Raw genomic sequence first — 26,420 nt, 5'->3', positions numbered from 1 at the left:
GGTGGCTCGAGCTGCGCAGCTCATCGGGTGTGTTCCTAGGCCGTGTCCCGAGGGGCGCGGATCGGAGGGGGCGTCGCTGCCGAGTACACGGCCGGAGCCGACGCCGGTTGGTTATGGCGCGTCGCGTTCGGGCCCGATACGGGCGCTCCGGCGCGGCGCGGCCGGACATTGCAACACTGGGCGTCAAAAGGAAAGCCAGTGCTCGCGTTATGGGAGAGAAGAGGTGTGCGGGGCCGCAACACCTCGTTAACCCTTTGTCCACGGGCCGCGCCTCTATATGGCGTCTGCGATCGCTTTCTGCGAATCTTCGTCTTTTCGAGGCTTTAGGACGGTGCGGGGCAACAAGCGCGAGACAGGTCGGATGCGGGGGCGGGCGCTGGTCGCCGGCGCCGTCGTGGCCGTTGGTCTCGCCGTCTTCGCCGTGGGTCATGCCGCCACCGAGAACGTGGGCCTGCTCAAGGTTCGCATGGGGGGAGACTCCCGTGAAACCCGGCTCGTCATCGAACTCGACGGGGTCACCAGCGCCAAGGTGCTGTCCGACGGGACCGCGGACCGCCGCGTGGCGGTGCTGCTGAACGGCGTCGACACCGTCGTGGCCCAGCAGGGCGCCGGCCGCGGCGTCGTGAAGGCCTGGACGGTCGAGAAGGGGCAGGGCGGGGCGCTGCTGCAGATGGACCTGGCGGGCCCGGCGTCGGTCAAGCGCCGATTCCTGCTGCCGCCCGCCGACGGCGTGACCAGCTATCGTTATGTGATCGACGTGGCGTCCGCTGCGCCGGCCGCGCCGGGCGCGGTGATGACCTCTGCGCCGACCAAGATCCAGCCGTCGCCGGCGATCCGCGCTCAGTTCCTGCCCGTGAAGAAGCCCGCGCTGCCGCTGAAGAAGGTGGTGGTGATCGACGCCGGCCATGGGGGCCGCGACGCCGGCGCCAAGGGCGCCATGGGCTATGAGAAGGATGTCAACCTCGCCGCCGCCCTGACCCTGGCCGATCAGCTGGGCCGCTCGGGCCGCTACAAGGTCGTGCTGACCCGTTCCACCGACGTCTACGTGCCGCTGGAAACCCGCGTGCGCGTGGCGCAGCGCGCCAACGCCGATCTGTTCATCTCGCTGCATTCGGACTCGGCGCCCGAGACCAACCTCAAGGGCGCTTCGGTCTACACGCTGTCGGACAAGGCCTCGTCGCGGGCCACCAGGTTCGTCAGCCGCGACGACTGGTTCATGAAGGCCAGCCTGGCCGGCGATCAGGGTGTGCGCGACATCCTCTTCGACCTGACCCAGCGGGCCACGCGGAACCGCTCGGCGGTGTTCGCCCAGACGCTCGTGGCCAACATCGAGGGCAAGGCGCCCATGCTGCGTCGCAGCCACCGCGACGCGGGGTTCATGGTGTTGCTGGCCCCCGACGTTCCGGCCGTGCTGCTCGAGATGGGCTTCGTCAACAATCCCGAGGACGAGGCCCGGCTGCGCGATCCCGCGGCGCGCACGCGGCTGATGCGGGCGGTGTCCCAGGCCATCGACGCGCACTTCGGCGAACCCATGAAGGTCGCGTCGCGCTGACGCGGATCGTCGCCGGGCCGTTGGCGCCCGCGACGACACAGGCTAGACGACAGGTCTAGCGCCGAGAGCCCGATCCCAGTTTTGACGTCCCCCAGCAGTCCGGAACGGCCTAATCCCGAGCGGGCCAGCCCCCCGCGGTGGTTCGGTATCGCCGGAATTGCGGTGCTGAGCTTCATTGCCGTCGCCGCCGTGGCCATGGGCGTCTATGCGGCGTGGCTGTTCCACGACATGCCCGATGCGGGCGACCTGGTGGACTATCATCCGCCCACCGCGACCCGCGCCTACGCCTGGGACGGCACTCTGATCGGCGAGTTCTCGCGTGAACGCCGAATCTTCGTGCCCTACGAGGCCATTCCGGCCCAGACGGCCCAGGCGTTTCTGGCCGCCGAGGATCATGGGTTCTTCCAACACGGCGGCGTCGACGTCGGCGGCTTCGGCCGAGCGATGGCCAAGAACGTCATCAACCTGGCGCAGGGTCGGCGCCTGGAAGGCGGTTCGACCATCACCCAGCAGGTGGCCAAGAACATCCTGCTGACCAGCGACCAGACCATCGGTCGCAAGCTGAAGGAGGCGATCCTGGCCTCCCAGCTCGAACAGACGCTCTCCAAGGAGCGGATCCTCGAGCTGTACATGAACGAGATCTGGCTGGGCTACCGCTCGTATGGCGTTGGCGCGGCCGCTTACAACTACTTCGGCAAGTCGCTGAGCGAGCTCACCCTGGCCGAGAGCGCCTATCTGGCCGCCCTGCCCAAGGGGCCGGACAACTACCATCCGATCCGCCGCACCGGGGCCGCCATCGGGCGCCGCAACTGGGTGATCGACCAGATGGCCGATCTGGGCTGGGTGACCCGCGCCGAGGCGGATGCGGCAATGAAGGAACCGCTGACGGTCCAGCCGGCGCCGTCCCGCTCGCAGTACCGCGACGCCGACTACTTCGTGGAGGAGGTGCGGCGCATCGCCCTCAACATGGAGGAGCTGGGCGACGAGCGGCTGAACGCCGGCGGCTACTATATGCGCACCACGCTGGACCCGCGCCTGCAGAGCGCGGCCAAGCAGGCGCTGATGAACGGGCTGGAGACCTACGACCGCCGTCACGGCTGGCGCGGCGCCTTCGGCCACGTCACCACGCTGGACGGCTGGGAGGATGTCGCGCGCAAGACCACCAAGCCGCGCGAGCGCCAGGACTGGAAGCGTTCGGTGGTGGTGAGCGTCGCGGGCGGAGCCGTGCGGGTGCGCACGATCGAGGGCGACGAAGGCCAGATCGCGGGCCAGGACATCAGCTGGGCCCGGGCCGGGAAGGGCATCGGCGTCGGCGACCTGGTGTTCGTCGAACCCGCCAAGGACGGAGGCCCGTGGCGGCTGAAGCAGGTGCCGGCGGTGAACGGCGCGCTGGTGGCGATGGAGCCGTACTCCGGCCGGGTGGTCTCGATGGTGGGCGGGTACTCGTTCTCGCTGTCCAGCTTCAACCGCGCGACCCAGGCGCTGCGCCAGCCCGGCTCGTCGTTCAAGCCGATCGTCTACGCCGCGGCCCTGGAGAGTGGCTACACGCCGGCCAGCACGGTGATGGATGCGCCGATCACCCTGAAGGGCTTCGGCGGTCAGTCCTGGAGCCCCGAGAACTACAGCCGCGACTACTACGGCGCGCTCACCTTGCGCCGGGGTCTCGAGCTGTCGCGCAACACCATGACCGTGCGCCTGGCCCAGAGCGTCGGCATGACCAAGATCTCGGATCTCGCGATCCGGATGGGCGTGACCAAGAAGATGGACAAGGTCCTGGCCATGGCCCTGGGGTCGGGCGAGACCACGGTTTACCGGATGGCCGGCGCGTACTCGACCTTCGTCAACGGCGGCAAGATGGTGCAGCCCCGCCTGATCGAGGTGGTCGAGGACCGCAACGGCAAGGTGATCTGGCGCGCCGACCGTCGCGAGTGCGACCGTTGCACCAGTGGCTTCACCGGCGGCGAGAGCCCGCGGATTCCGCGTGGCGGCGAGCAGGTCATGGATCCGATCACCGCCTATCAGGTCACCTCGTTCCTGGAAGGCGTCGTGCTGCGCGGCACCGCGACCCAGGCCTCGTCCATCGGCAAGCCCCTGGGCGGCAAGACCGGCACCACCAACGACTACCGTTCGGCCTGGTTCATGGGCTTCTCGCCGCGCCTCGTCGTGGGCGTCTACATCGGCTTCGACGACAACCGCAGCCTGGGGAACAACGAGACCGGCAGCGTCGCCGCCGTGCCGATCTTCACCGAATTCATGACCGAGGCGCTGAAGGACAAGCCGGCCGAGCCGTTCAAGGCGCCGTCGAACGCGAAGTACGCCTCGATCCGGGGCATCCGCGAGGCGTTCCGGCCGGGCACCGAGCCGGCGGCCTCGACCGTGGGACTGGGCGCCGCCGGGACGCCCTCGGGTCCGCAGCCCTACGACAAGGTGTTCGGCAACGGCCAGGTGACCGGCGCGCCCAACGCCGCCGCGGCCGTCGCGCCGCCCCCGCCGCCGCCGAAGAAGAAGGACGACCTGTCCGACCTGTTCTGAGGTCGCTTGGGCGTCGCTATCGAAACCGCGGAGCGCGCGGAGACATGCCGAGAGACCCGGACCGCATGGCCGCTCTGCGGATCTCCGCGCTCTCGGCGGTTGAATCATGAGGCGCCCACGGCGGCGAAGATGGCGGCGGGCCGCTTGTGCTGACGGGCAGCGCAGGCTAGAGCCCGCGGCTCACGTTTTGGGAGTCTCTCCATGAGAGCGGATGTCGAGGCCGCCAAGGCCGACATCGAGCAGTCGATCGAACTGCTCAGGAGGCGTCTTTGACTGGGAACCTGCCCTCCGCAAACTCGACGAACTGAACGCCCGGGTCGAGGACCCGAGCCTGTGGGACCGGCCGTCCGAGGCCCAGGTCGTGAGCCGCGAGCGCTCGCGCCTGGCCGCCCAGGTCGAGGCCGTGCAGTCGCTGGAGCGCGACCTCACCGACGCCATCGGCTATGCCGAGATGGCCGAGGACGAGGGCGACGAGGACAGCTACGCCGAGGCCATCGCACAGCTTAAGGCGATCAAGGAGCGCGCCAGCCGCGCCGAACTCGAGGCGCTGCTCTCGGGCGAAGCCGACGGCAACGACGCCTTCGTGGAAATCAACTCCGGCGCCGGCGGCACCGAGTCCAACGACTGGGCCGGCATGCTGCTGCGCATGTACACCCGCTGGGCCAACGCGCACGGCATGGAGGTCGACTTCCTGGAAGAGACCTCGGGCGAACAGGCCGGGATCAAGTCGGTCACCTTGCAGATCAAGGGCACGAACGCCTACGGCTGGCTGAAGACCGAGGGCGGGGTCCACCGCCTCGTCCGCATCTCGCCGTTCGACGCCGCCGCCAAGCGCCACACCAGCTTCGCGTCGGTGTGGGTCTATCCGGTGGTGGACGACACCATCGAGATCGAGATCAACCCGTCCGACGTGCGCACCGACACCTACCGGGCCTCGGGCGCGGGCGGCCAGCACGTCAACAAGACGGACTCGGCGGTCCGCCTGACGCACATCCCGACCGGCATCGTCGTGGCTTGCCAGAACCAGCGCTCGCAGCACCAGAACCGCGACCAGGCCTGGAAGCAGCTGAAGGCCCGGCTCTACGAGGCCGAGCTGGCCAAGCGCGAGGCCGCGGCCCAGGCGGTGGAAGACCAGAAGACCGACATCGGCTGGGGCCACCAGATCCGCAGCTACGTCCTGCAGCCGTACCAGATGGTGAAGGACCTGCGCACCGAGGTGGAGACCTCGGACACGCAAGGGGTGCTCGACGGCGACCTGGATCAGTTCATGGGCGCCGCGCTGGCGCAGCGGGTGGGCGCGACGCGGGAGTAGCTACTCCGCCGCGACGCTGAGCGCGGCGGGGCCTTCCAGCGCCTGCTGGACGGGCGGGACCAGCGCCAGGCTGCGGCCTTCGAAGTGGGCGCCGGCTTCGATGGAGAGTTCGGTGTGGCTGATGTCGCCGTCCACGCGGGCGGTCGACCACAGCTTGACGCGGCGCGCGCAGATCACGCCTGTGACGCGTCCGCGGACCTCGACGGCGTCAGCGTGGATCGCGCCCGAGACGCTGCCCGTCTCGCCGATCACCAGCAGGCCCACGCGCAGGTCGCCGTCCACCGTGCCGTCCAGGTGCAGATCGCCGGCGGTCTCGAGATTGCCCGTGATGCGGACGTCTTCGGCCACCAGCGAGGCGGCCGACAGCTTGCGCGGCTGGGATGGGGCTTCGGGAGCGGCGTCCTTAGTCGTTCTGGAGAACATACTGCCCGGCCTTGAGGAAACGGCCCGGGTTCTGGGCCCGTCCGTTCACCCATACCTCATAGTGGAGGTGGGTCCCAGTGGATCGCCCGGTCGACCCCATCGCCGCGATGCGCTGTCCGACGCCGATGCGTTGGCCTGGGCTGACGGAGAAGCCGGAGAGGTGAGCGTAGCGGGTCTTGAGGCCGCGCCCGTGATCGATCTCGACAACGTTGCCGTAGCCTGACCGGCGGCCGACGTAGGCCACCACGCCCGGGCCGGTCGCATAGATCGGCGTGGCGTGGGCGCCCGAGAAGTCCAGGCCCGAGTGATAGGCCGGTCGGCGGGTGAATGGGTCGAAGCGGACGCCGAAGCCGCTGGTCTGCGGACCGCCGGCGGTGGGTCGGGCCAGCGGCAGGTCGTCGACCGCCTCGGCGAGGGACTCGGCTTCGTTCAGGTCGCGGGCGGCGCGATGGATGCGGATGGCGAAGTCCTCGTCCACGTCCAGCACGGCGGCCAGGGCGCGGGGATCCTTCGATTCGATCAACGGCCCGCCGAGGGCGGCGCCGCGGTCGACGAACGTCGACGGCGAGAGGCCCGCCATGCGGAAGGCGATGCGGAGGCGGTCGGCGCGGCTCTTGGCGAAAGAGTCGGCCGCTTCCAGCAGTTGTTCCTGGCCGATCCGTACCTGTTCCACCCGACGAACCGGGCTGGCGTCGGCCTGGGCCAGGGCGCGGGTGATGGCGGGCGTCAGGGCCTCGGCCGCGCCGGGCGCGCCCTTCATGTCGGTGAGCAGCAGGGCCAGGGCCGCGTGGCGCTTCTCCATCGAGGCGGCCATGTCGGTGTTCGAGCCGCTGGCCGCGTTCAGGCGGGCCATCGCGCTGTCCAGCCGGGCCTGGCGGTCGGCCACGTAGCGCTCGGACTGGGACTTGAGCTTGGCGATCTCGCGGTCGGCGGCCGACGCCGACATCAGATTGACCAGCATCGCGGCGGTGCAGACGCCCATCCAGAGCGCGCTCGCGGCGACGCCGCCGGCCAGGACCATCTGCTTCTTGGTGGTGAGAACGAAGGCCTTCATGGCCCCGCCCGAGCGGACGTAGAGGTGCCGCTCAGGAAATAGCTCTACAAGCGAGCGCCGAAGCTGCGTGAAGCTCTTCATACTGCCGCCGGAGTCCCCATCCCTCGGTGGCCGCGATATGCGACGACTTTTTTCGGGCATGCAAGGTGGTTAAGGGGCCAATCGACCCCAAAGCGACCAGCGGCCGCAGGTGAACATCGTTTATCGGTTACAGCCACGCTTCAGAGCGCTTTTGCGGCATCCAGAACCTGTTGGGCGTGGTTGGGCACGCGGACCTTGCGCCAGACCTTCGCGATCTTGCCGTCCTGGATCAGGAAGGTGGAGCGATCGATGCCCATGTACTTGCGGCCATAGAGACTCTTCTCGACCCACGAGCCGTAGGCCTCGATCACGACGCCCTCAGGGTCCGACCCCAGCTTGACGCCCAGGTCGTACTTGGCGGCGAACTTCTTGTGCGAGGCGACGCTGTCCTTGGACACGCCCACCACCGTCACGCCCGCCTTGGCGAACTCGGACGCGAGCGCCGTGAACTCCTGGGCTTCCTTGGTGCAGCCCGAGGTGTCGTCCTTGGGGTAGAAATAGAGCACCACCATCTTGCCGGCGAAGTCGGCCAGGCGCACCGGCCCGTCCGGGGTCTCGAGGTTGAAGTCGGGCGCGGCGGCCCCTTCGGTCACGGTCGTCATCGCGTCTCCTTTTCCCTCCCTTGATGGGGAGGGACAGCTCGCCGGAGGCGAGCAGGGTGAGGGAGTGCCGATCATCCCACACGCCTGCGTCCCGGCCCCTACTACCTCACCCTGGCCGCTGGCGCGGCCTGTCCCTCCCCATCAAGGGAGGGAAGGGCGTCACACTGGCTTCACAAGCACGATCTTCTTCTTGCCGGCCGACAGTTTCACGACGCCGTTCGCCAGATCGGCGGACGTGATCGTGCGGTTGGCGTCCGGCTCGGCCTTGTCGTTCACGCGCAGGCCGCCGCCTTGGGCGAGGCGACGGGCCTCGCCCTTGGAGCCGGCCAGCCCCGCGGTGACCGCCAGATCGGCCAGCTGGACGCCGGCCTCGAGCAGGCCGGTCGCCACCTCGACGGTCGGCAGGTCGGCCGACAGCGCGCCCTGTTCGAAGGCCGCCTGCGCCGCGGCCGCGGCCTTCTCGGCCTCGGCCGCGCCGTGCAGCATCGTCGTGGCGGCGTTGGCCAGCACCTTCTTGGCCTCGTTGATCTCGGCGCCCGGCAGCTTCTCCAAGCGCGCGATCTCGTCGAGCGGCAGGTCGGTGAACAGGCGCATGAAGCGGCCCACGTCGGCGTCCTCGGTGTTCCGCCAGAACTGCCAGTAGTCGTAGGGGCTGCGCATGTCGGCGTTCAGCCACACGGCCCCGCCCACCGTCTTGCCCATCTTCTGGCCCGACGCTGTCGAGAGAAGCGGCGTGGTCAGGCCGAACGAGGGCTTGCCCTCGACGCGGCGGATCAGCTCCACGCCGTTGACGATGTTGCCCCACTGGTCCGAGCCGCCCATCTGCAGCACGCAGCCGCGCTTGCGGGCCAGTTCCAGGAAGTCCACCGACTGCATCAGCATGTAGTTGAACTCGAGGAACGTCATCGGCTGCTCGCGCTCGAGCCGTGCCTTGACGCTGTCGAACGCCAGCATGCGGTTGACGGTGAAGTGCACGCCGTAGTCGCGCAGGAACTCCACGTAGCCGAACTTCGACAGCCACTCGTCGTTGTCGACCATCACAGCATCGGTGGGGCCGTCGCCGAAGGTCAGGAACTTGGCGAACACGGTCTTGATCGAGGCGATATTGGCCTGGATCTGGGCCTCGGTGAGCAGGGGGCGCGACTGGTCCTTGTCGGTCGGGTCGCCGATCTTGGTGGTGCCGCCGCCCATCAGCACGATCGGCTTGTGGCCGGTCTCCTGCAGACGCTTCAGCATCATGATCTGGATCAGCGAGCCCACGTGCAGCGACGGCGCCGTGGCGTCGAACCCGATGTAGGCGGTGACGACACCATTCGCCGCGAGCTCGTCCAACTCGGCCGGATGGGTGATCTGGTGGATGTAGCCGCGCTCCTGCAGGACCTTCAGGAAGTCGGACTTGAACGCGGTCTCGGTCATCGCAGTTGGAATCTCTTGGTCGGGCGCATCAGGGCCAGGCGCGGGGCGCTCTAGCACAGCGAGGGACGCAATATCGAGGGACATGGCAGGCTCCGGGTGACTTGAGGAGAGCCGGCGGTCTTCGGATTTGGGAAGGCGCGCCGGCCAGGGTGGCAGGCGCGTGGGATCGGACGCCTGCTAGAGGGGCAGGCGGTAATAGCGGCCAGTGCGGGCGGCAGGTCCGATCATCGCGGGCTAGCTAGCGGTTCGCGGACATGGCAGTCAAGTCGGCCATGCTCGTGCTGGGATTCATGACGGGGACGTCGCTCGACGCGGTCGACATGGCCGTGCTCGACACCGATGGCGAGACGATCTTCGGTTTCGGGCCGGCGGGCGAGCGCAAGCTGACCGACGCCACGCGCGACGTCGTCCAGGCCGCGACCCGCCAGGCGCTGGCCTGGGAGCGCGGCGCGCCCGAACCGCCGATCTTCCTGCACGCCGCCGAGATGGTGGCCGAGGAGCATTTCGCCGCCGCCGAGGCCTTCCTGCAGGAGAACGGCCTGGCGTGGCCCGACCTCGACCTCGTGGCGATGCATGGCCAGACGGTGCTGCATGAGCGGCCAAGAGACGGCGTGGTCGGTCGCACAGTCCAGCTGGGTGACGCCGGCATGCTGGCCAAGCTTTGCGGGCGGCCGGTGGCCTGCGACTTCCGAATCGCCGACGTCGCGGCGGGCGGGGAGGGCGCGCCCTTGGCCGCCGTCTATCACGTGGTGAGGGCAAGGTATTCGAAGCTTTCGCCGCCGCTGGCGGTGCTGAACATCGGCGGCGTGGCCAACGTGACCTGGTGGGCCGGCGGCGACGACTTCACCGCCTTCGACACAGGCCCCGGCAACGGCATGCTCGACCTGCTGGTTCAGGCGCGCGGGGCGGGGCGCTACGACGCCGGCGGCAAGTACGCCAGCGTGGGGCGCGCCGACGAGGGCGTGGTGCGTGCGTTGCTGGCGCATCCGTACTTCCAGGGGGCGCCGCCGAAGTCGCTGGACCGGCACGACTTTTCTCTGGAGCCGCTGGAGGCGCTGCAGCTCGAGGACGCCGCGGCGACCCTCGTCGCCTTCACGGCCGAGGCCGTGAAGCTGGGCTTCGAAGCCCTGGGCGGCCAGCCGAACCAGGTGATCGTCACGGGCGGCGGACGCCACAATCCCGAGATCATGAAGGCGCTGGCCGAGCGCCTGTCGGCCCCCGTGCGGCCGGCCGAGGACCATGGCTGGCGCGGCGACGCCATCGAGGCCGAGGCCTTCGCCTTCCTGGGCGCCCGTGTGAAGCGCGGGCTGCCCATCACCTTCCCGAGCACAACGGGCGTGGCCAGTCCCACGACCGGCGGGCGCATCATCAGACCTTGAGGGGCAGTTCCATGGGCAAGCATATGTGGATGGCGGCGGTCGCCGTCGTGGCGATGGCCGCTGCGGCGCCGGCGGGCGCCCAGTCCTTTGACAAGCCCGTGTTCGACGCGGCCAAGGCGCTCCAGCCCAAGGTCGTCGCCTGGCGGCGCGACATCCACGAGCATCCGGAACTGGGCAACAGCGAGGTGCGGACCGCCAAGCTGGTGGCCGACCATCTGCGCAGCCTGGGGATCGAGGTGCGCACGGGCGTCGCCAAGACCGGCGTCGTGGGCGTCCTCAAGGGCGGCAAGCCGGGCGGCGTGGTGGCTCTGCGCGCCGATATGGACGGGCTTCCGGTGAAGGAAGACACAGGCGTCCCCTTCGCCTCCAAGGTCACCGCGACCTACAACGGCGCGACGGTCTCGGTAGCCCACGCCTGTGGCCACGACGCCCACGTCGCGATCCTGATGGGCGCGGCGGAAGTCCTGGCCAAGATGAAGGACCAGATCCCCGGGACGGTCGTCTTCCTCTTCCAGCCGGCCGAGGAGGGCCCGCCCGTCGGCGAGGAGGGCGGTGCGCCGCTGATGATCAAGGAGGGCGCCCTCGATAATCCGAAGGTCGATGCGGTCTTCGGCCTGCACGTGGTGCCTGGCGAGCCCGGCCTGCTGATGTGGCGGCCGGGTCCGATGATGGCCGCGTCCGACCGCTGGCAGATCAAGCTGAAGGGCCGGCAGACCCATGGCGCCAACCCCTGGTCGGGCATCGACATCGCCTCGATGCAGGCCGAGATCGTGCTGGCCTTCAACCAGATCGCTGCGCGCCAGATCAATGTGACGCGCACGCCCACCATCCTGACGGTGGCCACGGTGCACGGGGGCGTCCGCTACAACATCATTCCCGACGACTTCGAGCTGTCGGGCACCCTGCGCACGTTCGATCCTGAGCTGCGCAAGGACGTCATCGCCCGCGCCGAGAAGGCCGTCGAGAGCATCGCCGCGCGCTACGGCGGCTCGGGCCGGATGGAATGGGGCACCCCCAATCCGGTGACCAGCAACGACCCGGCGCTGACCGCAAAGATGAAGTCCACCCTCAGCCGCGCCGCCAGGGGCAAGGTGAAGGACGACATCGACTTCATCACGGGCGCCGAGGACTTCTCTTACTACCAGCTGAAGGTCCCGGGCGTGTTCTACGACCTGGGCATCGGCTTCCCGAAGGGGGTGAACCACTCGCCGTTCTTCAATGTGATGGACGAAGGCGCGCTGGAGGTCGGCGTGCGGGCCCAGGCCTTGACCGCGCTGGACTACCTGGCCAGCCGCAAGAGGTGATTTCCCTCCCCTTCATGGGGAGGGACAGACCGCGCAGCGGTCAGGGTGAGGCAGTGGGGGCCGGAGTGCTGATCTTGGGGAGGATCGTGACTTCCACACCCGTCTCGGCTTCGCCTCGCCACCCTCCCCATGAAGGGGGGGGAGACGTGACCCAAGGTCATACTTGTCGGTCAAACGGATGTTCGGCACGCTGAACGCCGATAAGGAATGCGGGAGGATGCTATGGCGGACGACAAGCCGGAAATCTCGGGCGCTGACGACCTGGGCTTCGACCCCAACGCGCTCCTCGAGAAGTATCGCGCCGAGCGGGACCGCCGGGTCCGCAGCGAGGGCAACGAGCAGTACGTCGAGATCGCCGGGCAGTTCGCGCACTACCTGGAAGACCCCTACGTCGCGAAGATCGAGCGCGCGCCTATCACCGACGACACCGAGGTGGTGATCATCGGCGGCGGGTTCGGCGGGCTCCTGGCCGGCGCGCGGCTGCGCGAGGCCGGCGTCCAGGACCTGCGGGTGATCGAGAAGGGCGGCGACTTCGGCGGCACCTGGTACTGGAACCGCTATCCCGGCGCGGCCTGCGACATCGAGAGCTACGTCTACCTGCCGCTGCTGGAAGAAGTGGGCTTCATGCCCGAGCGGAAGTACTCCCGCGCGCCCGAGATCATGCAGTACAGCCGCAAGATCGCCGAGAAGTACGACCTCTATCGCAACGCCTGTCTGCAGACCGAGGTGAAGGCCGTCCGCTGGGACGCCGACGCGGCGCGCTGGATCATCGAGACCAACCGCGGCGACGCCATGAAGGCGAAGTTCGTGATCATGGCCAACGGCCCGCTGCACCGGCCCAAGCTGCCTGGCATCCCGGGCGTCGAGAGCTTCAAGCACCACAGCTTCCACACCAGCCGCTGGGACTACGACTACACCGGCGGCGACTCGCTGGGCGGCCTGGTCAATCTGAAGGACAAGCGCGTCGGCATCATCGGCACGGGCGCGACCGCCGTTCAGTGCGTGCCGCACCTGGGCGAATGGGCCAAGGAACTCTACGTCTTCCAGCGCACGCCGTCGTCGATCGACGTGCGCAACGACCGGCCCACGGATCCGAACTGGGCCGCCACCCTGCAGCCGGGCTGGCATCAGCACCGGATGGACAACTTCAACATCCTGGTCTCGGGCGGCTTCGCCGAAGAGGATCTGGTCAACGACGGCTGGACCGACATCATCGGCAACATCCTGCTGCTCGCCCGCCGCAAGGCCGAGCGGGGCGAGCCGGTGGATAACCCGGCGGCCCTGATGCAACTGGCCGACTTCAAGAAGATGGAGCAGGTCCGCGCCCGTGTGGACCAGGAGGTCAAGGACCCCGCCGTCGCCGAGGCGCTGAAGCCCTGGTACAACCAGTTCTGTAAGCGGCCGTGCTTCCACGACGAGTATCTGGCGACGTTCAATCGCCCGAACGTCCACCTCATCGACACGCAGGGTCGTGGCGTCGACCGGATCACCGAAACCGGGATCGTGGCCAACGGCCAGGAGTACGAGGTCGACTGCCTGATCTACGCCACCGGCTTCGAGGTGGGCACCGACTACGCCCGCCGCGCGGGCTATCAGGTCTACGGCAAGGACGGGCAGACCCTGTCGGGCAAGTGGGCGAACGGCATGGAGACCTTCCACGGCTTCCACGTCCGCGGCTTCCCCAACCTGTTCGTCGTCTCGACCGGACAGTCCGGGTTCTCGGCCAACTTCCCACACATGCTGAACGAGCAGTCCCAGCACCTGGCCTACATCGTTCGGCATGCCCTGGATCGCCAGGTCCGCACCCTGGAGGCGTCGGCCGAGGCCGAAAGCGCCTGGGTCGACACGATCGTGAAGCTGTCGGTGATGCGCGACGCGTTCCTCAAGGAATGCACCCCCGGTTATTACAACAACGAGGGGAAGGTCGAGCTCATGAACAAGAAGAACACCTCATACGGCGCCGGTCCGGTGGCCTTCGCCAAGGTGCTCGAGGATTGGCGCGCCGAAGGATCGCTCAAGGGGCTCGAACTCAACACCTAAAGCCACGCTTGCGCATGGACGCCCGCGACCCCGCGTGCTGACATGCAGGTATGGGGGATGTGCCGGCGGGGCCGAGGCGTCGTGACCTGCTCGACGTGGTCGAGCGGGTCGGCAACGCGTTGCCGGATCCCGTCTTCATCTTCATCGGGCTGATCGTCGCTCTGGCGGCTATCTCGGGCCTCGGCGCGGCCCAGGGATGGTCGGCCGTCAACCCCGCCACCGGCGAGACCCTGGTCGCACAGAGCCTCTTCAGCGCGGCGAACATCGAGCGACTCTTCGTCGAGATGCCGCGGACCTACACCGGGTTCGCGCCATTCGGGATCGCGCTGACCATCATGCTGGGCGCCACCGTGGCCGAGCGCAGCGGGCTGATGGCCGCGCTGATCCGCGCCAGCCTGCTTGGCGTCAGTCGGCGCGTGCTGGTCCCCGTCATCTTCCTGGTCGGCTGCATGACCTGCCACACCGTCGACGCGGGCTTCCTCGTCTACGTGCCGCTGGCCGGCTTGGTATTCGCCGCCGCCGGACGCCATCCGGTGCTGGGCCTGCTGGTGGGCTTCGCGGGCGTCGCCGTGGGCCTGGCGGGCAACCTGCTGCCGGGGCAGGTCGACGTGCTGCTGCTGACGATCACCGAGGTCGGCGCGCGCCTACTCGTGCCCGATTACACGATGAACCCGCTGGGCAACTGGTGGTTCGCCGCGGTCCTGACGCTGATCTGCACGGGCTTGGTCTGGCTGGTGGGCGAGCGGATCATGGCCCCGCGCCTGGGCGAATGGACGGCGGAGGGCGAGCCGTTGGACGTCGGCCCGCTCGCGTCGGATGAGCGCCGGGGCCTGATCGCGGCCGGCCTCGCGGCCCTGGCCGTGGTCGGCCTGATGGTCGGCCTCGCCGTCTGGCCGGGCTTCACCCCGCTGCTAGACGAGAGTGCGGTCGGGGCGGCTCGGATGACGCCCCTGTTCCGCAGCCTCGCAGGCGGCCTGGCCTTGCTGTTCTTCGCGAGCGGCTGGGCCTATGGCGCCGCCGTCGGAGCGATCCGGTCCCACCGCGACATAGTCCGGTCGATGGTGGAGGGGCTCGAGCCGCTGCTGCCCTACATCGTGCTGATGTTCTTCGCGGCGCACTTCGTCGCGATGTTCGGCTGGTCCAACCTGGGGCCGATAACCGCCATCCGCGGCGCCGAGCAGCTTCGCGCCCTCAATGCGCCCCCGGCGCTGCTGCTGCCGATCCTGACGACCATGTCGGCCTGGCTGGACTTCCTGATCTCGTCGGCGTCGGCCAAGTGGAGTGCGGTGGCGCCGGTGGTGGTGCCGATGCTGATGTTGCTCGACATCTCGCCCGAGATGACCACGGCGGCCTACCGGATCGGCGACGTGGTGACGAACCTGATCTCGCCGATGAACCCCTACTTCGTCCTCACCCTGACGTTCTGCCGTCGGTGGGTTCCGGGCTTCGGGCAGGGGACGATGCTGGCGCTGATGCTGCCGCTGGCCGCGTCATTCTACATCGGCGGCATGGCGCTGACGGCGGCATGGGTGGCGCTCGACCTGCCGGTGGGTCCGGGGGCGGCGGTCGGCTACAGCCTGCCACCGCGCTGAACGGCTGCACGAAATCTGCACATGAACAGCTTCGCCTCAGCGCGCCGCTCACCTATCGCCGACACCGCCCGGGCCTGAAAGTCGCCTCGAACAGGGGACTTCCGCCGATGCGCGCGCGACGGCCGATACTCACGACGATTGCGGTGGCCGCTGACGCGGCGGGCGCCTGTTCGCAACCCTTCCATTGACCCCAGCTGCGAACCCCGGAACATGACCTTCATGCCTCAGGTCCTCGTCGTCGACGACGATCCCCATATCCGCCAGCTCCTGGTCTTCGCCCTGGAGAAGGCCGGCCTCAGCGCCCGCGAGGCCGAGGACGGAGAGGCGGCGCTGAGCGCCGTCGCCGAGCTGGCCCCCGACCTGGTGGTCCTCGACATCAACATGCCCAAGCTGGACGGACTGGAGGTCTGCCGTCGGCTGCGCGCCAAGGGCGACCTGCCGATCCTGTTCCTGTCGTCGCGCGACGACGAGATCGACCGGGTGCTGGGCATCGAGCTGGGCGGCGACGACTATGTCGTGAAGCCGTTCAGTCCCCGCGAAGTGGTCGCCCGCGTCCAGGCCATCCTGCGCCGCGCCCGCGCATCCAAGCCCGCCGAGCCCGCCGCCGCGGCGCTCAGCCACGGCCGCCTCACTCTGGACGGCGACAGCTGGATCGCCCGCTGGTCGGGCGTCGAGGTTCCGCTGACCGTGACCGAGTTTGGCATTCTCAAGATCCTGATGAGCGGGCCCGCCAGGGTGTTCAGCCGCGACGCGATCATCGACCGGCTTCACGGCCCCGGCTTCGCGATCACCGACCGCACCATCGACAGCCACGTGCGCAACCTGCGGGGCAAGTTCGCCGTGCTGGGCGGCCATGACGTCGTCGAGACCCGCGCGGGCGTCGGCTACCGCCTGGGGCCCTGCCAGGGTCAGCCCGCGCCGCCGACCACCTGAAGCGCGTGATCGAGCGGCTCAAGGACCTGATCGCGCCGTTCTGGCCGAAGCTGCGCCTGCAGGTGATCCTGTTCGGCGTCCTGCTTTTTGCCGCCGTGATGCCGGCGATCGGGGCCATCGCGCTGCGGGTCTTCGAGAACACCCTGGTGCGCCAGACGGAGGCCGAGTTGGTGGCCCAGGGCGCCGCGCTGGCCGCGGTCGCCTCGGTGGATTGGCCGGGCGCGCCGCCGCCCGTTCCGCGGCCGGTGAAACCGCCCGACGGCTACTACCGGCCCGAATTCACCACCATCGATCTCAGCGGCGGCCCGGTGCTGGGCGAACGCCCGCCGCCACGCCCGGCCCGCAGGGCGCCCGATCCGGACGCCCTGGTGGTCGCGCGCCGGATCACCCCCATCATCGACCGCACGACCCGCACGACGCTGGCCTCGGTGATCATGCTGGACCGGCGGGGCATCGCCGTGGCCGGACCGGGGCGGGGCGGGGACTTCTCCCGGCTGCCCGAGGTGCAGACGGCGCTGGCGGGGCGGCCGCGGACGGTGCTGCGCGTGAACGGCGACTACCGACCTGTCGCCAGCTTCGAGTGGCTGAGCAAGGCGTCGGGCATCCGGCTGCACCACGCCCGGCCCATCGTCGTTGCGGGGCGGACCCAGGGCGTGCTGCTGCTGTCGCGCTCGCCCCGGGCCCTGTTCCGGGGGCTCTATGAGGATCGCGGCAAGTACGCCCTAGCCGGCGCAGTGATCCTCGGGATGGTGATGATCATGGCGGGCCTCATCGCGCGTGGGGTCACGGGGCCGATCCTGACGCTCAGCGCCGCGACCCGCCGCGTGGCCCAGGGCGACGGTCGCATACCGCGCACGCCGCGCACCGCCGCCATCGAGATCCGCGACCTCTACGCCGACTTCCGGGTGATGGCCGAGGCCATTGACCGACGCTCAGGCTATCTGCGCGATTTCGCCGCCGCCGTGAGCCACGAGTTCAAGACGCCGCTGGCCGGCATCACCGGGGCGGTCGAGCTGCTGCAGGACCACTACGAGACCATGTCGCCGGACGAGCGGCAGCGGTTCCTGGACAACATCGCCGGCGACTCCGAGCGGCTGTCGCAGCTGGTGACCCGCCTGCTGGACCTGGCCCGGGCCGACATGGCCACGCCGGAGGCGGGCGTGGCCACCGACCTGGCCGAGCCCATCCGCCGCGCCGTCGACGGCCAGACCCGGCCCGACTTCGCCATCGAGGTTGCGGCGCCGCGCGACGTGCCGCCGGTGGCGGCGCCGGCCACCACGGTCGAGAGCGTGCTCACCATCCTGCTGCAGAACGCCCGTCAGGCGGGCGCGACCCGCGCCTGGCTCACCAGCGCCCTGGAGGGCGACGAGGTCGTGCTGACGGTCTCCGACGACGGCCCCGGCGTGCCGGAGGCCGATCGCGAGCGCCTGTTCGAGCCGTTCTTCACCAGTCGCCGGGCGTCGGGAGGCACCGGTCTGGGCCTACCCATCGCCCGCTCGCTGCTGCAGGCCAGCCTGGGACGCGTTGAGCTGGTTGATGCCGGCTCGGGGGCGGCCTTCCGGGTCAGCCTTCCGCGGGCCGAACGCTAGCCTCTGCACGGAATCTCGACACCGGCCGCCGGACCGGCTGCATGGCCGGGCGGCACGATGGTCCAATGGACAGGCCGCTTCTCCCCACCCCAGACGGTCTCCGCCTCGCTCTAGAAGGCGAGGCCTGGTCCTGGCGGCTGACCACTCCAGAGGGCGCGAGCGTTGCGGGCCTTGCCCCCGACCCCAACGCAGCGCGCCGGTCAGCCGCCTTCGCTGGGCTCGTGGTGTCGGCCTTGCACCGGACCCACCGGCGCAGGTTCTAGGCCCATCTACTCAGGCGAGGGTGACGTAGAGCTCGCTCTCGATGACCCACTGGCCGGTGACCTTGCGCCAGACGGCCAGATAGGTCCCGCCCATCTCGCGATCCTTCCAGCGCCCGGTCCAGCGGCCATGTTCGGCGGCGCGCGCGGCGTCGGCGTCCACCTCGACCGACGCGGTCTCGCGGACATAGGTGACGAAGTCCGGCTCGGCGAACTGGGCCGCGAAGGCCTGGATCACGGCGGCGACGCCCAGGATCAGTTCGCCATCGCCCACGATCAGCTTGACGTCCGGCGCAAAGAACGGGCGCAGGCGCGCCGCGTCATGGGCTGCGATCAGCTTGTTGGTCAGGCGCCGGCGGGCGCGGACCGCGTCGTCGGGCGTGGCCAAGCGACCGGCCTCAAGCCGGGTTGGATTCCAGGCGCTTGTCGAGATAGTCGCCGACCCGCTTTTCGACGTCGGGCAGGTTTTCCATCCAGAAGTGGCTGGCGCCCTCGACCACGTCGTAGTCGATGACGATGCCCTTCTGGGTCCGCAGCTTGGAGACCACGCGTTCCACGTCGATGGGCGGGACCACGGTGTCGTTCTGGCCGTGCAGGATCAGGCCCGAGGCCGGGCAGGGGGCCAGGAAGCTGAAATCGTAGGCGTTGGTCGGGGGCGAGACCGAGATGAATCCGTCCGTTTCCGGACGCCGCATCAGGAGCTGCATGCCCACCCAGGCGCCGAAGGAATAGCCGGCGACCCAGCACTGCGAGGCGGCGGGATTGGTCGACTGGAGCCAGTCCAGCGCGGTGGCCGCGTCGGCCAGTTCGCCGATGCCGCCGTCGAACTCGCCCTGCGAACGGCCCACGCCGCGGAAGTTGAACCGCAGGACCGAGAAGCCGCGCTTCATGAACAGGTGGAAGAGCTGCACCGCCACCGGATTGTTCATCTGGCCGCCGGCCTTGGGATGGGGATGCAGGATCAGCGCGACCGGTGCGGTCTCGCTTTTGCCCTGGGAATAGCGTCCCTCGATCCGCCCGGCTGCACCGGTCAGAACCACCTCTGGCATTCGAACCCTCTTCTCAGCCCAGAATACTTGACTGCTGTAGTCGGTCTTCCTAAGTCGCAGCCATCCGGCGCGACCCCGCTTCGAGCGAGGCCGGGCTCATAACATAGGACGCTCCGGATGCGCGCGAAAACTGCATTGGGCATCTGACCATGCGACTCTCGACAAAAGGCCGCTACGCCGTGATGGCCATGGCCGACCTTGCGCGCCGTGAGCACGAGGCCGCGCGTGCGGTCGCCCTGGCCGATATCGCGGCGCGGCAGGAGATTTCGCTGTCCTATCTGGAGCAGCTGTTCGCCCGGCTGCGCCGCAAGGGGCTGGTGAAGAGCGCCCGCGGCCCCGGCGGCGGCTATCGCCTCGCGCGCACCGCCGACACCACCACCATCGCCGAGATCGTGCACGCCGTGGACGAGCCTCTTCGCGCCACCCGCTGCACCTCGGGCAAGGGCTGCATGATCAAGGGCGAGCGCTGCCTGACCCACGACCTGTGGGCCGACCTGGGCGACCGGATCGAGGACTATCTGGCCTCGGTCAGCCTGGCCGACGTGATCGGCGGGCGCCTGCGTCCGGACCGGCAAGCGGCATGAGCGTCTATCTGGACCATAACGCCACCGCCAAGGTGCGCCCCGAAGCCATCGCGGCGATGACGCAGGTGCTGGAGAACGTGGGCAACCCGTCGTCCATCCACGCCGCGGGCCGCACCGCGCGCGCGGTGATGGAGCAGGCCCGCGCCGACGTGGCCGCCCTGATCGCGGCGCCGGCCTCGACCGTCATCTTCCTGAGCGGCGGGACGGAGGCCAACGCGCTGGCCATGGAAAGCGCCGTCGCCGGCGGAACGCGCCGCCTGATCGTCTCGGCCATCGAACACGACAGCATCCGCGAGACCGCACAGGCCAGTGGCGTCGCGGTCGAAGTCCTGCCGGTCGATGCGAACGGCGTGGCCGACCTCGTCTGGCTGAAGAACCGCCTGGTCCGCTGGGACGCCGCCGACGGCCGCCCCTTCGTAGCGCTGATGCTGGCCAACAACGAGACCGGCGTGATCCAGCCGGTGGCCTCGGCGGCCGAGATCGTGCGCGCCGCCGAAGGCTGGCTCCACGTCGACGCCATTCAGGCCGCCGGCAAGATCGCGGTCGACAGCCGCGCCCTGGGCGCTGACACCCTCAGCGTCTCGGCGCACAAGATCGGCGGCCCGCAGGGCATCGGCGCGCTGACGTTCGGCCCGCGCGCCAGCCTGTTCCGACGCCAGCATGGTGGGGGACAGGAGCGCGGTCGTCGCGGCGGCACCGAAAACCTGCCGGGCATCGCAGGCTTTGGGGCCGCGGCCCGTGAGGCGCTGGCGGGGCTCGACAGCTATCAGCAGCAGGCGGCCTTCCGCGACGCGGCGGCCGAACGGATGAAGGCGGAAGGCTGCGTCGTCATGGGCGAGGCCGCCCCGCGGCTGCCCAACACCCTTTGCATCGCCGCCCCGGGCTGGACGTCGGACCTTCAGGTCATGGGCCTGGATCTGGCCGGGGTCATGGTCAGCGCCGGTTCGGCCTGCTCGTCGGGCAAGGTGAAAGCCTCGCCGGTCCTGGAGGCCATGGGGCAGGGCGACCTGGCCGCCTGCGCGATCCGCGTCAGCGGCGGCTGGTGCTCGACCCAGGCCGACTGGACCACGTTCACCGAGGCATGGCTGCAGGCCTACGCCAGACACTCCTCGCGCCGGCCACACTCTTCTCTGGGACAAGTCGCCTGATGGCCGCCGTCAAACAGACCGTCGAACACGTCGCTTCGCTGGAAAAGTACAAGCACGGCTTCGTCACCGAGATCGAACAGGACTTCGCGCCCAAGGGCCTGAACGCCGACACGGTGCGCTTCATCTCGGCCAAAAAGAACGAGCCTGAGTGGATGCTGCAGTGGCGCCTGGAGGCGTTCGAGCGCTGGCTGGCGCTGGACGAGCCCGACTGGGCCAAGGTCAGCTTCCCGCCCATCGACTACCAGGACAGCTACTACTACGCCGCGCCGAAGGAGAAGACGGGACCCAAGAGCCTCGACGAGGTCGATCCGGACCTGCTGGAAACCTACAAGAAGCTGGGCATCCCGCTGCGCGAGCAGGAGGTCCTGGCCGGCGTGGTGGGCGCGCCCAAGTATGCCGTCGACGCGGTGTTCGACAGCGTCAGCGTGGTCACCACCTTCAAGAAGGAACTGGCCCAGGTGGGCGTGATCTTCTGCTCGATGAGCGAGGCGATCCGCGAGCACCCCGAGCTGGTGAAGCAGTACCTGGGCACGGTCGTGCCGGTCAGCGACAACTACTTCGCCTGCCTGAACGCGGCCGTCTTCTCGGACGGCAGCTTCGTCTATGTGCCGCCGGGCGTCCGCTGCCCGATGGAGCTGTCGACCTATTTCCGGATCAACGCCGAGAATTCCGGCCAGTTCGAGCGCACCCTGATCATCGCCGACAAGGGCGCCTACGTCTCGTATCTGGAGGGCTGCACGGCCCCGATGCGCGACGAGAACCAGCTGCACGCCGCCGTCGTCGAGCTGGTTGTCCTGGATGACGCCGAGATCAAGTATTCCACCGTCCAGAACTGGTACCCGGGCGATCCCGAGACGGGGAAGGGCGGCATCTACAACTTCGTCACCAAGCGCGCCGACTGTCGGGGCGACCGTTCGAAGGTGAGCTGGACCCAGGTCGAGACCGGCTCGTCGATCACCTGGAAGTACCCGTCCTGCGTCCTGCGGGGTGAGGGAAGCTCGGGCGAATTCTATTCGATCGCCATCACCAACGGCCGCCAGCAGGCCGACACCGGCACCAAGATGATCCACCTGGGCGCCAACACGCGATCGCGGATCATCTCGAAGGGGATCAGCGCGGGTAAGTCGTCGAACACCTACCGCGGTCTGGTCTCGGCGCACCCGAAGGCCAAGGGCGCCCGCAATTTCACCCAGTGCGACAGCCTGCTGATCGGCAAGCAGTGCGCCGCCCACACCGTGCCCTACATCGAGGCCCGCAACGGCCAGTCCAAGTTCGAGCACGAGGCGACGACAACGCGGTTGTCCGAAGATCAACTCTTCTATGCGATGCAGCGTGGACTCACCCAGGAGGAAGCTGTGCAGCTCCTCGTGAATGGGTTCGTGAAGGACGTACTGCAGGAGCTTCCTATGGAATTCGCTGTCGAGGCGCAGAAGCTGGTGGCGATCAGCCTCGAAGGGAGCGTCGGATGAGCCGGCCGACTTACGACGGCGAGCAGACGGCGGTGGACGCCGACGGGGCCATGCTCCGCGAGTGGGACGGCGTCGTCCTGGTGCGCGAGCTGGCGGCCACGGCGCAAGGCAACTGCGAGGCCATGCCGGCCACGATCCCGGCCGGCACGCGGGCGACGGCCATAACCCTGCTCGACCCGGAAAAGGGCGTCTTCGATCTCGAGTGCTATCTCGACGCCACCGGCGACCTCTATGCGTTCGCCCACGGGGCCGGCGCCGACGTTCGGGTGGTCGAGCGGATCGAGGACAAGAAGGCGGTCGAGATTTGAGCGTAAGCGCCAAACCGCCGAAGCTTCTCACTCTGCGCGATGCGTTCGAGACCGAATCCGCGCGCCGAGAGGCCGAGCGCCGCGCCCGTGAGGACGCCGAGCGCCGCCAGCAGGAGCACGACCTGGCCAGCGCCGAGGCGCTGCTGGCGGCGGTCAGCGCGGATCGCGGCTTCCTGGCCGAGCGCGGCCTGGTCGCCGACCTGCGCCGCTACACCGTGTCGCTCGATCACACGAACTACCGGGTGGCGGCCTATTTCGAGGCCGGCAAGGTGAACATCACCCTCTCCGACAAGCGCACGACCAGCCCCGGCTCGGCCGCGCCCCGCAAACAAGAGACCGTCGAGACCGTCGAAGACGCGCTCAAGGTCATGGCCCAGTTCCTCGCCGACGAGACCCGATAACCGAATGCTGTCCGTTTCCAACCTCCACGCCACCGTCGATGAGAAGGAGATCCTGAAGGGTCTCTCGCTGGAGGTTCCGGCGGGCGAAGTGCACGCGATCATGGGGCCGAACGGCGCGGGCAAGTCGACGCTCTCGTACGTGCTCACCGGCCGTTCCGGCTACGAGGTGACCGCCGGTTCGGCGACGCTGGATGGCGAGGACCTGCTGGCGCTGGAGCCCAACGAGCGGGCGGCCAAGGGCGTCTTCCTGTCGTTCCAGTATCCGCTGGAAATTCCGGGCGTTCCGGCGCTGACCTTCATCCGCACGGCGCTCAACGCGCAGCGCAAGGCGCGCGGCGAGGCCGAGATCACCGCGCCCGAGTTCCTGAAGCTGGCGCGCCAGAAGGCGGGCGAGCTGAAGATCGACTTCGACATGCTGAAGCGCGCGCTCAACGTCGGCTTCTCCGGCGGCGAGAAGAAGCGGATGGAAATCCTTCAGATGGCGATGCTTTCGCCGCGCTTCCTGATCCTGGACGAAACCGATTCCGGCCTCGACATCGACGCGCTGCGCATCGTGGCCGACGGCGTGAACGCCCTGCGCTCGCCCGACCGCGGCATGCTGGTGATCACGCACTACCAGCGCCTGCTGGACTACATCAAACCCGACCGCGTCCATGTGCTCTCGGCCGGCCGCATCGTCGCCTCGGGCGGGCCCGAGCTGGCGCTGGAGCTGGAGCGGGACGGCTACGACAAGTACGCGAGGGCGGCCGCTTGACCGTCGCCGCCGCCATACGAGAGCGCGACGTCTCGCAGCTCCCCGGCAAGCGCGACGAGGAATGGCGCTGGACCGACCTGCGCGGCCTGATCCGCCAGGCGCTCGAGCCGTCGGCCGAGATCGATCCGGCGTCTCTGGGCCCCGGACCCTTCGTGGGGCTGGCCGAGGACGTCATCGTCGTCGCCAATGGCCGTGGCGCCGCTCACATCGGCGTTGAGCCCGGTGAGACCAAGATCGTGGCCCTGCGGGTCATCTCACGGGGCGACGGCGCGCATGCGGCCCGCGTCTCGGTGGACGTCGAGACGGGCGGTCGGCTGGTCCTGCTCGAAAGCTATGAGGGCGACGAAGGCGGATACCTGGGCCAGGTGGGCCTGCTGATCAGCGTGGCGGAGAATGCGGCGATCGAGCGGATCGTCCTGGCGTCGGACGGCGCCGAGGGCGTGACCGTCAGCGAAGCCCAAGTCGAGCTCGCGCCCGGATCGGCCTTCGCCCAGACCGTGCTCACCGGCGGCGCGCGCCGCCAGCGCCTGCAGACCACCGTCCGCCATCCCGGCGGTCACGCGGCCCTGCGCCTCGACGGCGTCTATCTCCTGGCCGACAAGCGCCACGCCGATCTCACGACCTTGGTCACCCACGTCGCCGTCCACGGGACGACCGAACAGCTGACCAAGGGCGTCGTGCGGGATCAGGCCCGCGGCGTCTTCCAGGGCAAGATCGTCGTGGCCGAGGGCGCCGACCACACCGATGCGCGCATGGGCCACCACGCCCTGATCCTGTCGGACCGCGCCGAGGTGGACGCCAAGCCCGAGCTGGAAATCTACGCCGACGACGTTTCGTGCGCGCATGGCAACACGGTGGGCGCGCTGGACGACGAAGCCCTGTTCTACGCCCGCCAGCGCGGCATCCCTGAGCCTGAGGCGCGCGCCATGCTGACCGAGGCCTTCATCGGCGAGGTCGTGGACCGGATTGTCCAAGAGCCGGCGCGCGAGATCGCCCGCGCGTGGGCCGCAGAGCGGCTGAGGGTCTGAGCATGGCCTTCGACGTCGAAGCCGTCCGCGCCGAGTTCCCGATCCTGCAGCGCCAGGTTCACGGCAAGCCGCTGGTCTACCTGGACTCGGCCGCCTCGGCGCAGAAGCCGCGGGCGGTGATCGCGGCGATGACGCACGCGATGGAGCACAGCTACGCCAACGTCCACCGCGGCCTGCACACCCTGGCCAACGAGACGACCGACGCCTACGAGGCCGCCCGCAGGACGGTGGCGGCCTTCATCAACGCCGATCCGGCCGAGATCGTGTTCACCAAGGGCGCGACCGAGGCGGTGAACCTGGTCGCCCACGGGATCGGCGCCTCGCTGCAGGCCGGCGACGAGGTGGTGATCTCCCAGATGGAGCACCACGCCAACATCGTGCCCTGGCACTTCCTGCGCGAGCAGAAGGGCGTCGTGCTGAAGTGGGTTCCGGTGACCGACGATGGGCGCCTGGACCTGGAGGCCTACCAGCGCATGCTGGGTCCGAAGACCCGGGTGGTGGCGCTCAGCCACATGTCGAACGTGCTGGGCACGATCAACGACGCAAAGGCGCTGGCGCGCATGGCCCACGAGGCCGGCGCGCTGGTGCTGTTCGACGGCTGCCAGGCGATCGTCCACAAGCCGGTGGACGTGAAGGAGATCGACGCCGATTTCTACGTCTTCTCGGGCCACAAGCTGTACGGCCCGACGGGGATTGGCATCCTCTACGGCAAGGCCGACAGGCTGGCCGCGCTGCCCCCCTACCAGGGCGGCGGCGAGATGATCGGCTCGGTCTCCGAGGACGAGATCACCTACGCCGACCCGCCGCATCGCTTCGAGGCCGGCACGCCGCCGATCCTGGAGGCCATCGGCCTGGGCGCCGCCATCGACTGGGTCGGCAGCCTCGACCGCCAGGCCGCGGCCGCGCACGAGCACGCCCTCTACGCCCACGTCCGCGAGCGGCTGAAGGGCTTCAACTGGCTCCGCGTGATTGGCGACGCGCCAGGGAAGGGGGCTATCCTGTCGTTCACGATGGAGGGCGCCCACGCCCACGACGTGGCCCAGATCCTGGATCGATACGGGGTGGCCGTCCGGGCCGGAACCCACTGCGCCGAGCCCCTGATGCGGCGTTTCGGCGTGACGTCGAGCGCTCGCGCCTCCTTCGCCCTATATAACACCCTCGATGAGGCCGACGCCTTCGTTGACGCCTTGACCAAGACCCAAGCCTTCTTCGCTTAAGCCCATGAGCCCGATGGACGACGCAACCGCCCCGAACCCTGTCGTAGGGGAGCCGACCCAGACGCCGCCGCTGAGCCAGGCGGAGCTGGACGCGATCACCGATCAGCTCATCGAGAAGCTGAAGACGGTCTACGACCCGGAAATCCCGGTCGATATCTATGAGCTGGGCCTGATCTACAAAGTCGACGTATCCGACGACAAGGATGTCGCCATCGACATGACCCTGACCGCCCCCGGCTGCCCGGTGGCCGGCGAGATGCCGGGCTGGGTGGAGGATGCGGTGCGCGAGATCGACGGCGTGCGCAAAGTGACGGTCGATCTGGTGTTCGATCCCCCGTGGGACCCGTCGCGCATGAGCGACGAGGCCAAACTCGCCCTGAATATGTTCTAGGG

Annotated in this window: 24 protein-coding genes; 18 read left to right on the top strand and 6 right to left on the bottom strand. The window is 69.0% G+C overall.

Going from position 1 to position 26,420, the window contains the following annotated elements; all coding sequences use genetic code 11:
• Positions 1-361 precede the first annotated feature (361 nt).
• The 3 genes from ACQ66R_RS02315 to prfB all read left to right on the top strand — a co-directional run bounded on the left by ACQ66R_RS02315 (position 362) and on the right by prfB (position 5,396).
• Complete coding sequence (locus ACQ66R_RS02315; protein WP_430418883.1) at positions 362-1,552, top strand: N-acetylmuramoyl-L-alanine amidase family protein; 1,191 nt, start codon at positions 362-364, stop codon at positions 1,550-1,552.
• 195 nt (positions 1,553-1,747) lie between these two features.
• Positions 1,748-4,084 carry a penicillin-binding protein 1A gene (locus tag ACQ66R_RS02310; protein ID WP_430426186.1) on the top strand — a complete coding sequence of 779 codons (2,337 nt, stop codon included), beginning with the start codon at positions 1,748-1,750 and terminating at the stop codon, positions 4,082-4,084.
• A 201-nt stretch (positions 4,085-4,285) separates the two neighbouring features.
• A protein-coding gene (prfB, locus tag ACQ66R_RS02305) for a peptide chain release factor 2 (RefSeq protein ID WP_430418881.1) occupies positions 4,286-5,396 on the top strand; the annotation gives its coding sequence in 2 pieces (ribosomal slippage) (positions 4,286-4,354 and positions 4,356-5,396; 1,110 coding nt in all).
• Here the strand turns inward: prfB and ACQ66R_RS02300 are convergent.
• From ACQ66R_RS02300 to tyrS, 4 genes are all read right to left on the bottom strand, one after another.
• Positions 5,397-5,819: a bactofilin family protein gene (locus ACQ66R_RS02300; protein WP_430418879.1), complete on the bottom strand. Its 423-nt coding sequence runs from the start codon at positions 5,817-5,819 to the stop codon at positions 5,397-5,399.
• Positions 5,800-6,954 (bottom strand): M23 family metallopeptidase, encoded by a 1,155-nt coding sequence (locus ACQ66R_RS02295; RefSeq protein WP_430418878.1) that lies wholly within the window; start codon positions 6,952-6,954, stop codon positions 5,800-5,802. The genes ACQ66R_RS02300 and ACQ66R_RS02295 overlap by 20 nt, the downstream gene beginning before the upstream one ends.
• A gap of 140 nt (positions 6,955-7,094) precedes the next feature.
• Entirely contained in the window at positions 7,095-7,556 is a 462-nt protein-coding gene (locus ACQ66R_RS02290; protein WP_430418876.1) for a peroxiredoxin, read from the bottom strand.
• A gap of 159 nt (positions 7,557-7,715) precedes the next feature.
• Positions 7,716-8,972, bottom strand: a complete 1,257-nt coding sequence (gene tyrS / locus ACQ66R_RS02285; protein ID WP_430418875.1) for a tyrosine--tRNA ligase — start codon at positions 8,970-8,972, stop codon at positions 7,716-7,718.
• A gap of 254 nt (positions 8,973-9,226) precedes the next feature.
• On the opposite strand from tyrS, the gene ACQ66R_RS02280 reads away from it, so the two are divergent.
• The 6 genes from ACQ66R_RS02280 to ACQ66R_RS02255 all read left to right on the top strand — a co-directional run bounded on the left by ACQ66R_RS02280 (position 9,227) and on the right by ACQ66R_RS02255 (position 17,809).
• Positions 9,227-10,351: an anhydro-N-acetylmuramic acid kinase gene (locus tag ACQ66R_RS02280; RefSeq protein ID WP_430418873.1), complete on the top strand. Its 1,125-nt coding sequence runs from the start codon at positions 9,227-9,229 to the stop codon at positions 10,349-10,351.
• An 11-nt stretch (positions 10,352-10,362) separates the two neighbouring features.
• Positions 10,363-11,655: an amidohydrolase gene (locus tag ACQ66R_RS02275; protein ID WP_430418871.1), complete on the top strand. Its 1,293-nt coding sequence runs from the start codon at positions 10,363-10,365 to the stop codon at positions 11,653-11,655.
• Positions 11,656-11,877: 222 nt separating this feature from the next.
• Complete coding sequence (locus tag ACQ66R_RS02270; protein WP_430418869.1) at positions 11,878-13,695, top strand: flavin-containing monooxygenase; 1,818 nt, start codon at positions 11,878-11,880, stop codon at positions 13,693-13,695.
• A 50-nt stretch (positions 13,696-13,745) separates the two neighbouring features.
• On the top strand, positions 13,746-15,287 hold the full coding sequence (locus tag ACQ66R_RS02265) for an AbgT family transporter (protein ID WP_430418867.1): 1,542 nt from the start codon (positions 13,746-13,748) through the stop codon (positions 15,285-15,287).
• A gap of 219 nt (positions 15,288-15,506) precedes the next feature.
• Entirely contained in the window at positions 15,507-16,220 is a 714-nt protein-coding gene (locus ACQ66R_RS02260) for a response regulator transcription factor (RefSeq protein WP_430418865.1), read from the top strand.
• Positions 16,221-16,225: 5 nt separating this feature from the next.
• On the top strand, positions 16,226-17,809 hold the full coding sequence (locus ACQ66R_RS02255) for a HAMP domain-containing sensor histidine kinase (protein WP_430418863.1): 1,584 nt from the start codon (positions 16,226-16,228) through the stop codon (positions 17,807-17,809).
• 273 nt (positions 17,810-18,082) lie between these two features.
• Here the strand turns inward: ACQ66R_RS02255 and ACQ66R_RS02250 are convergent, their stop codons facing one another.
• Together ACQ66R_RS02250 and ACQ66R_RS02245 are read right to left on the bottom strand one after the other, a co-directional pair.
• Positions 18,083-18,457 (bottom strand): YybH family protein, encoded by a 375-nt coding sequence (locus tag ACQ66R_RS02250; protein ID WP_430418861.1) that lies wholly within the window; start codon positions 18,455-18,457, stop codon positions 18,083-18,085.
• Between the two features lie 10 nt (positions 18,458-18,467).
• Entirely contained in the window at positions 18,468-19,118 is a 651-nt protein-coding gene (locus tag ACQ66R_RS02245) for an alpha/beta hydrolase (protein ID WP_430418859.1), read from the bottom strand.
• A 149-nt stretch (positions 19,119-19,267) separates the two neighbouring features.
• Between ACQ66R_RS02245 and ACQ66R_RS02240 the strand changes: the two genes are divergently transcribed.
• The 9 genes from ACQ66R_RS02240 to ACQ66R_RS02200 are packed head-to-tail and all read left to right on the top strand — an operon-like array spanning position 19,268 to position 26,418.
• Positions 19,268-19,702 carry an Rrf2 family transcriptional regulator gene (locus ACQ66R_RS02240; protein ID WP_430418857.1) on the top strand — a complete coding sequence of 145 codons (435 nt, stop codon included), beginning with the start codon at positions 19,268-19,270 and terminating at the stop codon, positions 19,700-19,702.
• Positions 19,699-20,850, top strand: coding sequence for a cysteine desulfurase family protein (locus ACQ66R_RS02235; protein ID WP_430418855.1), 1,152 nt, complete (start codon positions 19,699-19,701; stop codon positions 20,848-20,850). Before ACQ66R_RS02240 ends, ACQ66R_RS02235 begins: the two co-directional genes overlap by 4 nt.
• Complete coding sequence (sufB, locus tag ACQ66R_RS02230) at positions 20,850-22,319, top strand: Fe-S cluster assembly protein SufB (RefSeq protein WP_430418853.1); 1,470 nt, start codon at positions 20,850-20,852, stop codon at positions 22,317-22,319. Before ACQ66R_RS02235 ends, sufB begins: the two co-directional genes overlap by 1 nt.
• Entirely contained in the window at positions 22,316-22,627 is a 312-nt protein-coding gene (locus tag ACQ66R_RS02225) for a hypothetical protein (RefSeq protein ID WP_430418851.1), read from the top strand. The genes sufB and ACQ66R_RS02225 overlap by 4 nt, the downstream gene beginning before the upstream one ends.
• Positions 22,624-23,028: a hypothetical protein gene (locus tag ACQ66R_RS02220; RefSeq protein ID WP_430418849.1), complete on the top strand. Its 405-nt coding sequence runs from the start codon at positions 22,624-22,626 to the stop codon at positions 23,026-23,028. Before ACQ66R_RS02225 ends, ACQ66R_RS02220 begins: the two co-directional genes overlap by 4 nt.
• 4 nt (positions 23,029-23,032) lie before the next feature.
• Positions 23,033-23,782: a Fe-S cluster assembly ATPase SufC gene (gene sufC / locus ACQ66R_RS02215; RefSeq protein ID WP_430418847.1), complete on the top strand. Its 750-nt coding sequence runs from the start codon at positions 23,033-23,035 to the stop codon at positions 23,780-23,782.
• Complete coding sequence (gene sufD, locus ACQ66R_RS02210) at positions 23,779-24,810, top strand: Fe-S cluster assembly protein SufD (RefSeq protein ID WP_430418845.1); 1,032 nt, start codon at positions 23,779-23,781, stop codon at positions 24,808-24,810. The genes sufC and sufD overlap by 4 nt, the downstream gene beginning before the upstream one ends.
• A gap of 2 nt (positions 24,811-24,812) precedes the next feature.
• A complete protein-coding gene (locus ACQ66R_RS02205; protein WP_430418843.1) occupies positions 24,813-26,027 on the top strand; it encodes a cysteine desulfurase in 1,215 nt (404 codons plus the stop codon).
• A gap of 13 nt (positions 26,028-26,040) precedes the next feature.
• Positions 26,041-26,418: an SUF system Fe-S cluster assembly protein gene (locus ACQ66R_RS02200; RefSeq protein WP_430418841.1), complete on the top strand. Its 378-nt coding sequence runs from the start codon at positions 26,041-26,043 to the stop codon at positions 26,416-26,418.
• Positions 26,419-26,420 lie beyond the last annotated feature (2 nt).

Origin of the sequence: Phenylobacterium sp. (genome assembly GCF_965284355.1) — a bacterium.
Taxonomy (GTDB): Bacteria; Pseudomonadota; Alphaproteobacteria; order Caulobacterales; family Caulobacteraceae; genus Phenylobacterium.
Note: the sequence above shows the minus strand (reverse complement) of the source record. Positions and strands in the feature narration are given on the sequence as shown.

Bases quoted from the DNA above. Each gene is read 5' to 3' on its own strand.
- ACQ66R_RS02315 (WP_430418883.1), top strand. From the start codon at position 362: ATGCGGGGGCGGGCGCTGGTCGCCGGCGCCGTCGTGGCCGTTGGTCTC.
- ACQ66R_RS02310 (WP_430426186.1), top strand. From the start codon at position 1,748: ATGGGCGTCTATGCGGCGTGGCTGTTCCACGACATGCCCGATGCGGGC.
- ACQ66R_RS02300 (WP_430418879.1), bottom strand. From the start codon at position 5,819: ATGTTCTCCAGAACGACTAAGGACGCCGCTCCCGAAGCCCCATCCCAG.
- ACQ66R_RS02295 (WP_430418878.1), bottom strand. From the start codon at position 6,954: ATGAAGAGCTTCACGCAGCTTCGGCGCTCGCTTGTAGAGCTATTTCCT.
- ACQ66R_RS02290 (WP_430418876.1), bottom strand. From the start codon at position 7,556: ATGACGACCGTGACCGAAGGGGCCGCCGCGCCCGACTTCAACCTCGAG.
- tyrS (WP_430418875.1), bottom strand. From the start codon at position 8,972: ATGACCGAGACCGCGTTCAAGTCCGACTTCCTGAAGGTCCTGCAGGAG.
- ACQ66R_RS02280 (WP_430418873.1), top strand. From the start codon at position 9,227: ATGGCAGTCAAGTCGGCCATGCTCGTGCTGGGATTCATGACGGGGACG.
- ACQ66R_RS02275 (WP_430418871.1), top strand. From the start codon at position 10,363: ATGGGCAAGCATATGTGGATGGCGGCGGTCGCCGTCGTGGCGATGGCC.
- ACQ66R_RS02270 (WP_430418869.1), top strand. From the start codon at position 11,878: ATGGCGGACGACAAGCCGGAAATCTCGGGCGCTGACGACCTGGGCTTC.
- ACQ66R_RS02265 (WP_430418867.1), top strand. From the start codon at position 13,746: ATGGGGGATGTGCCGGCGGGGCCGAGGCGTCGTGACCTGCTCGACGTG.
- ACQ66R_RS02260 (WP_430418865.1), top strand. From the start codon at position 15,507: ATGCCTCAGGTCCTCGTCGTCGACGACGATCCCCATATCCGCCAGCTC.
- ACQ66R_RS02245 (WP_430418859.1), bottom strand. From the start codon at position 19,118: ATGCCAGAGGTGGTTCTGACCGGTGCAGCCGGGCGGATCGAGGGACGC.
- ACQ66R_RS02240 (WP_430418857.1), top strand. From the start codon at position 19,268: ATGCGACTCTCGACAAAAGGCCGCTACGCCGTGATGGCCATGGCCGAC.
- ACQ66R_RS02235 (WP_430418855.1), top strand. From the start codon at position 19,699: ATGAGCGTCTATCTGGACCATAACGCCACCGCCAAGGTGCGCCCCGAA.
- sufB (WP_430418853.1), top strand. From the start codon at position 20,850: ATGGCCGCCGTCAAACAGACCGTCGAACACGTCGCTTCGCTGGAAAAG.
- ACQ66R_RS02225 (WP_430418851.1), top strand. From the start codon at position 22,316: ATGAGCCGGCCGACTTACGACGGCGAGCAGACGGCGGTGGACGCCGAC.
- sufC (WP_430418847.1), top strand. From the start codon at position 23,033: ATGCTGTCCGTTTCCAACCTCCACGCCACCGTCGATGAGAAGGAGATC.
- ACQ66R_RS02205 (WP_430418843.1), top strand. From the start codon at position 24,813: ATGGCCTTCGACGTCGAAGCCGTCCGCGCCGAGTTCCCGATCCTGCAG.
- ACQ66R_RS02200 (WP_430418841.1), top strand. From the start codon at position 26,041: ATGGACGACGCAACCGCCCCGAACCCTGTCGTAGGGGAGCCGACCCAG.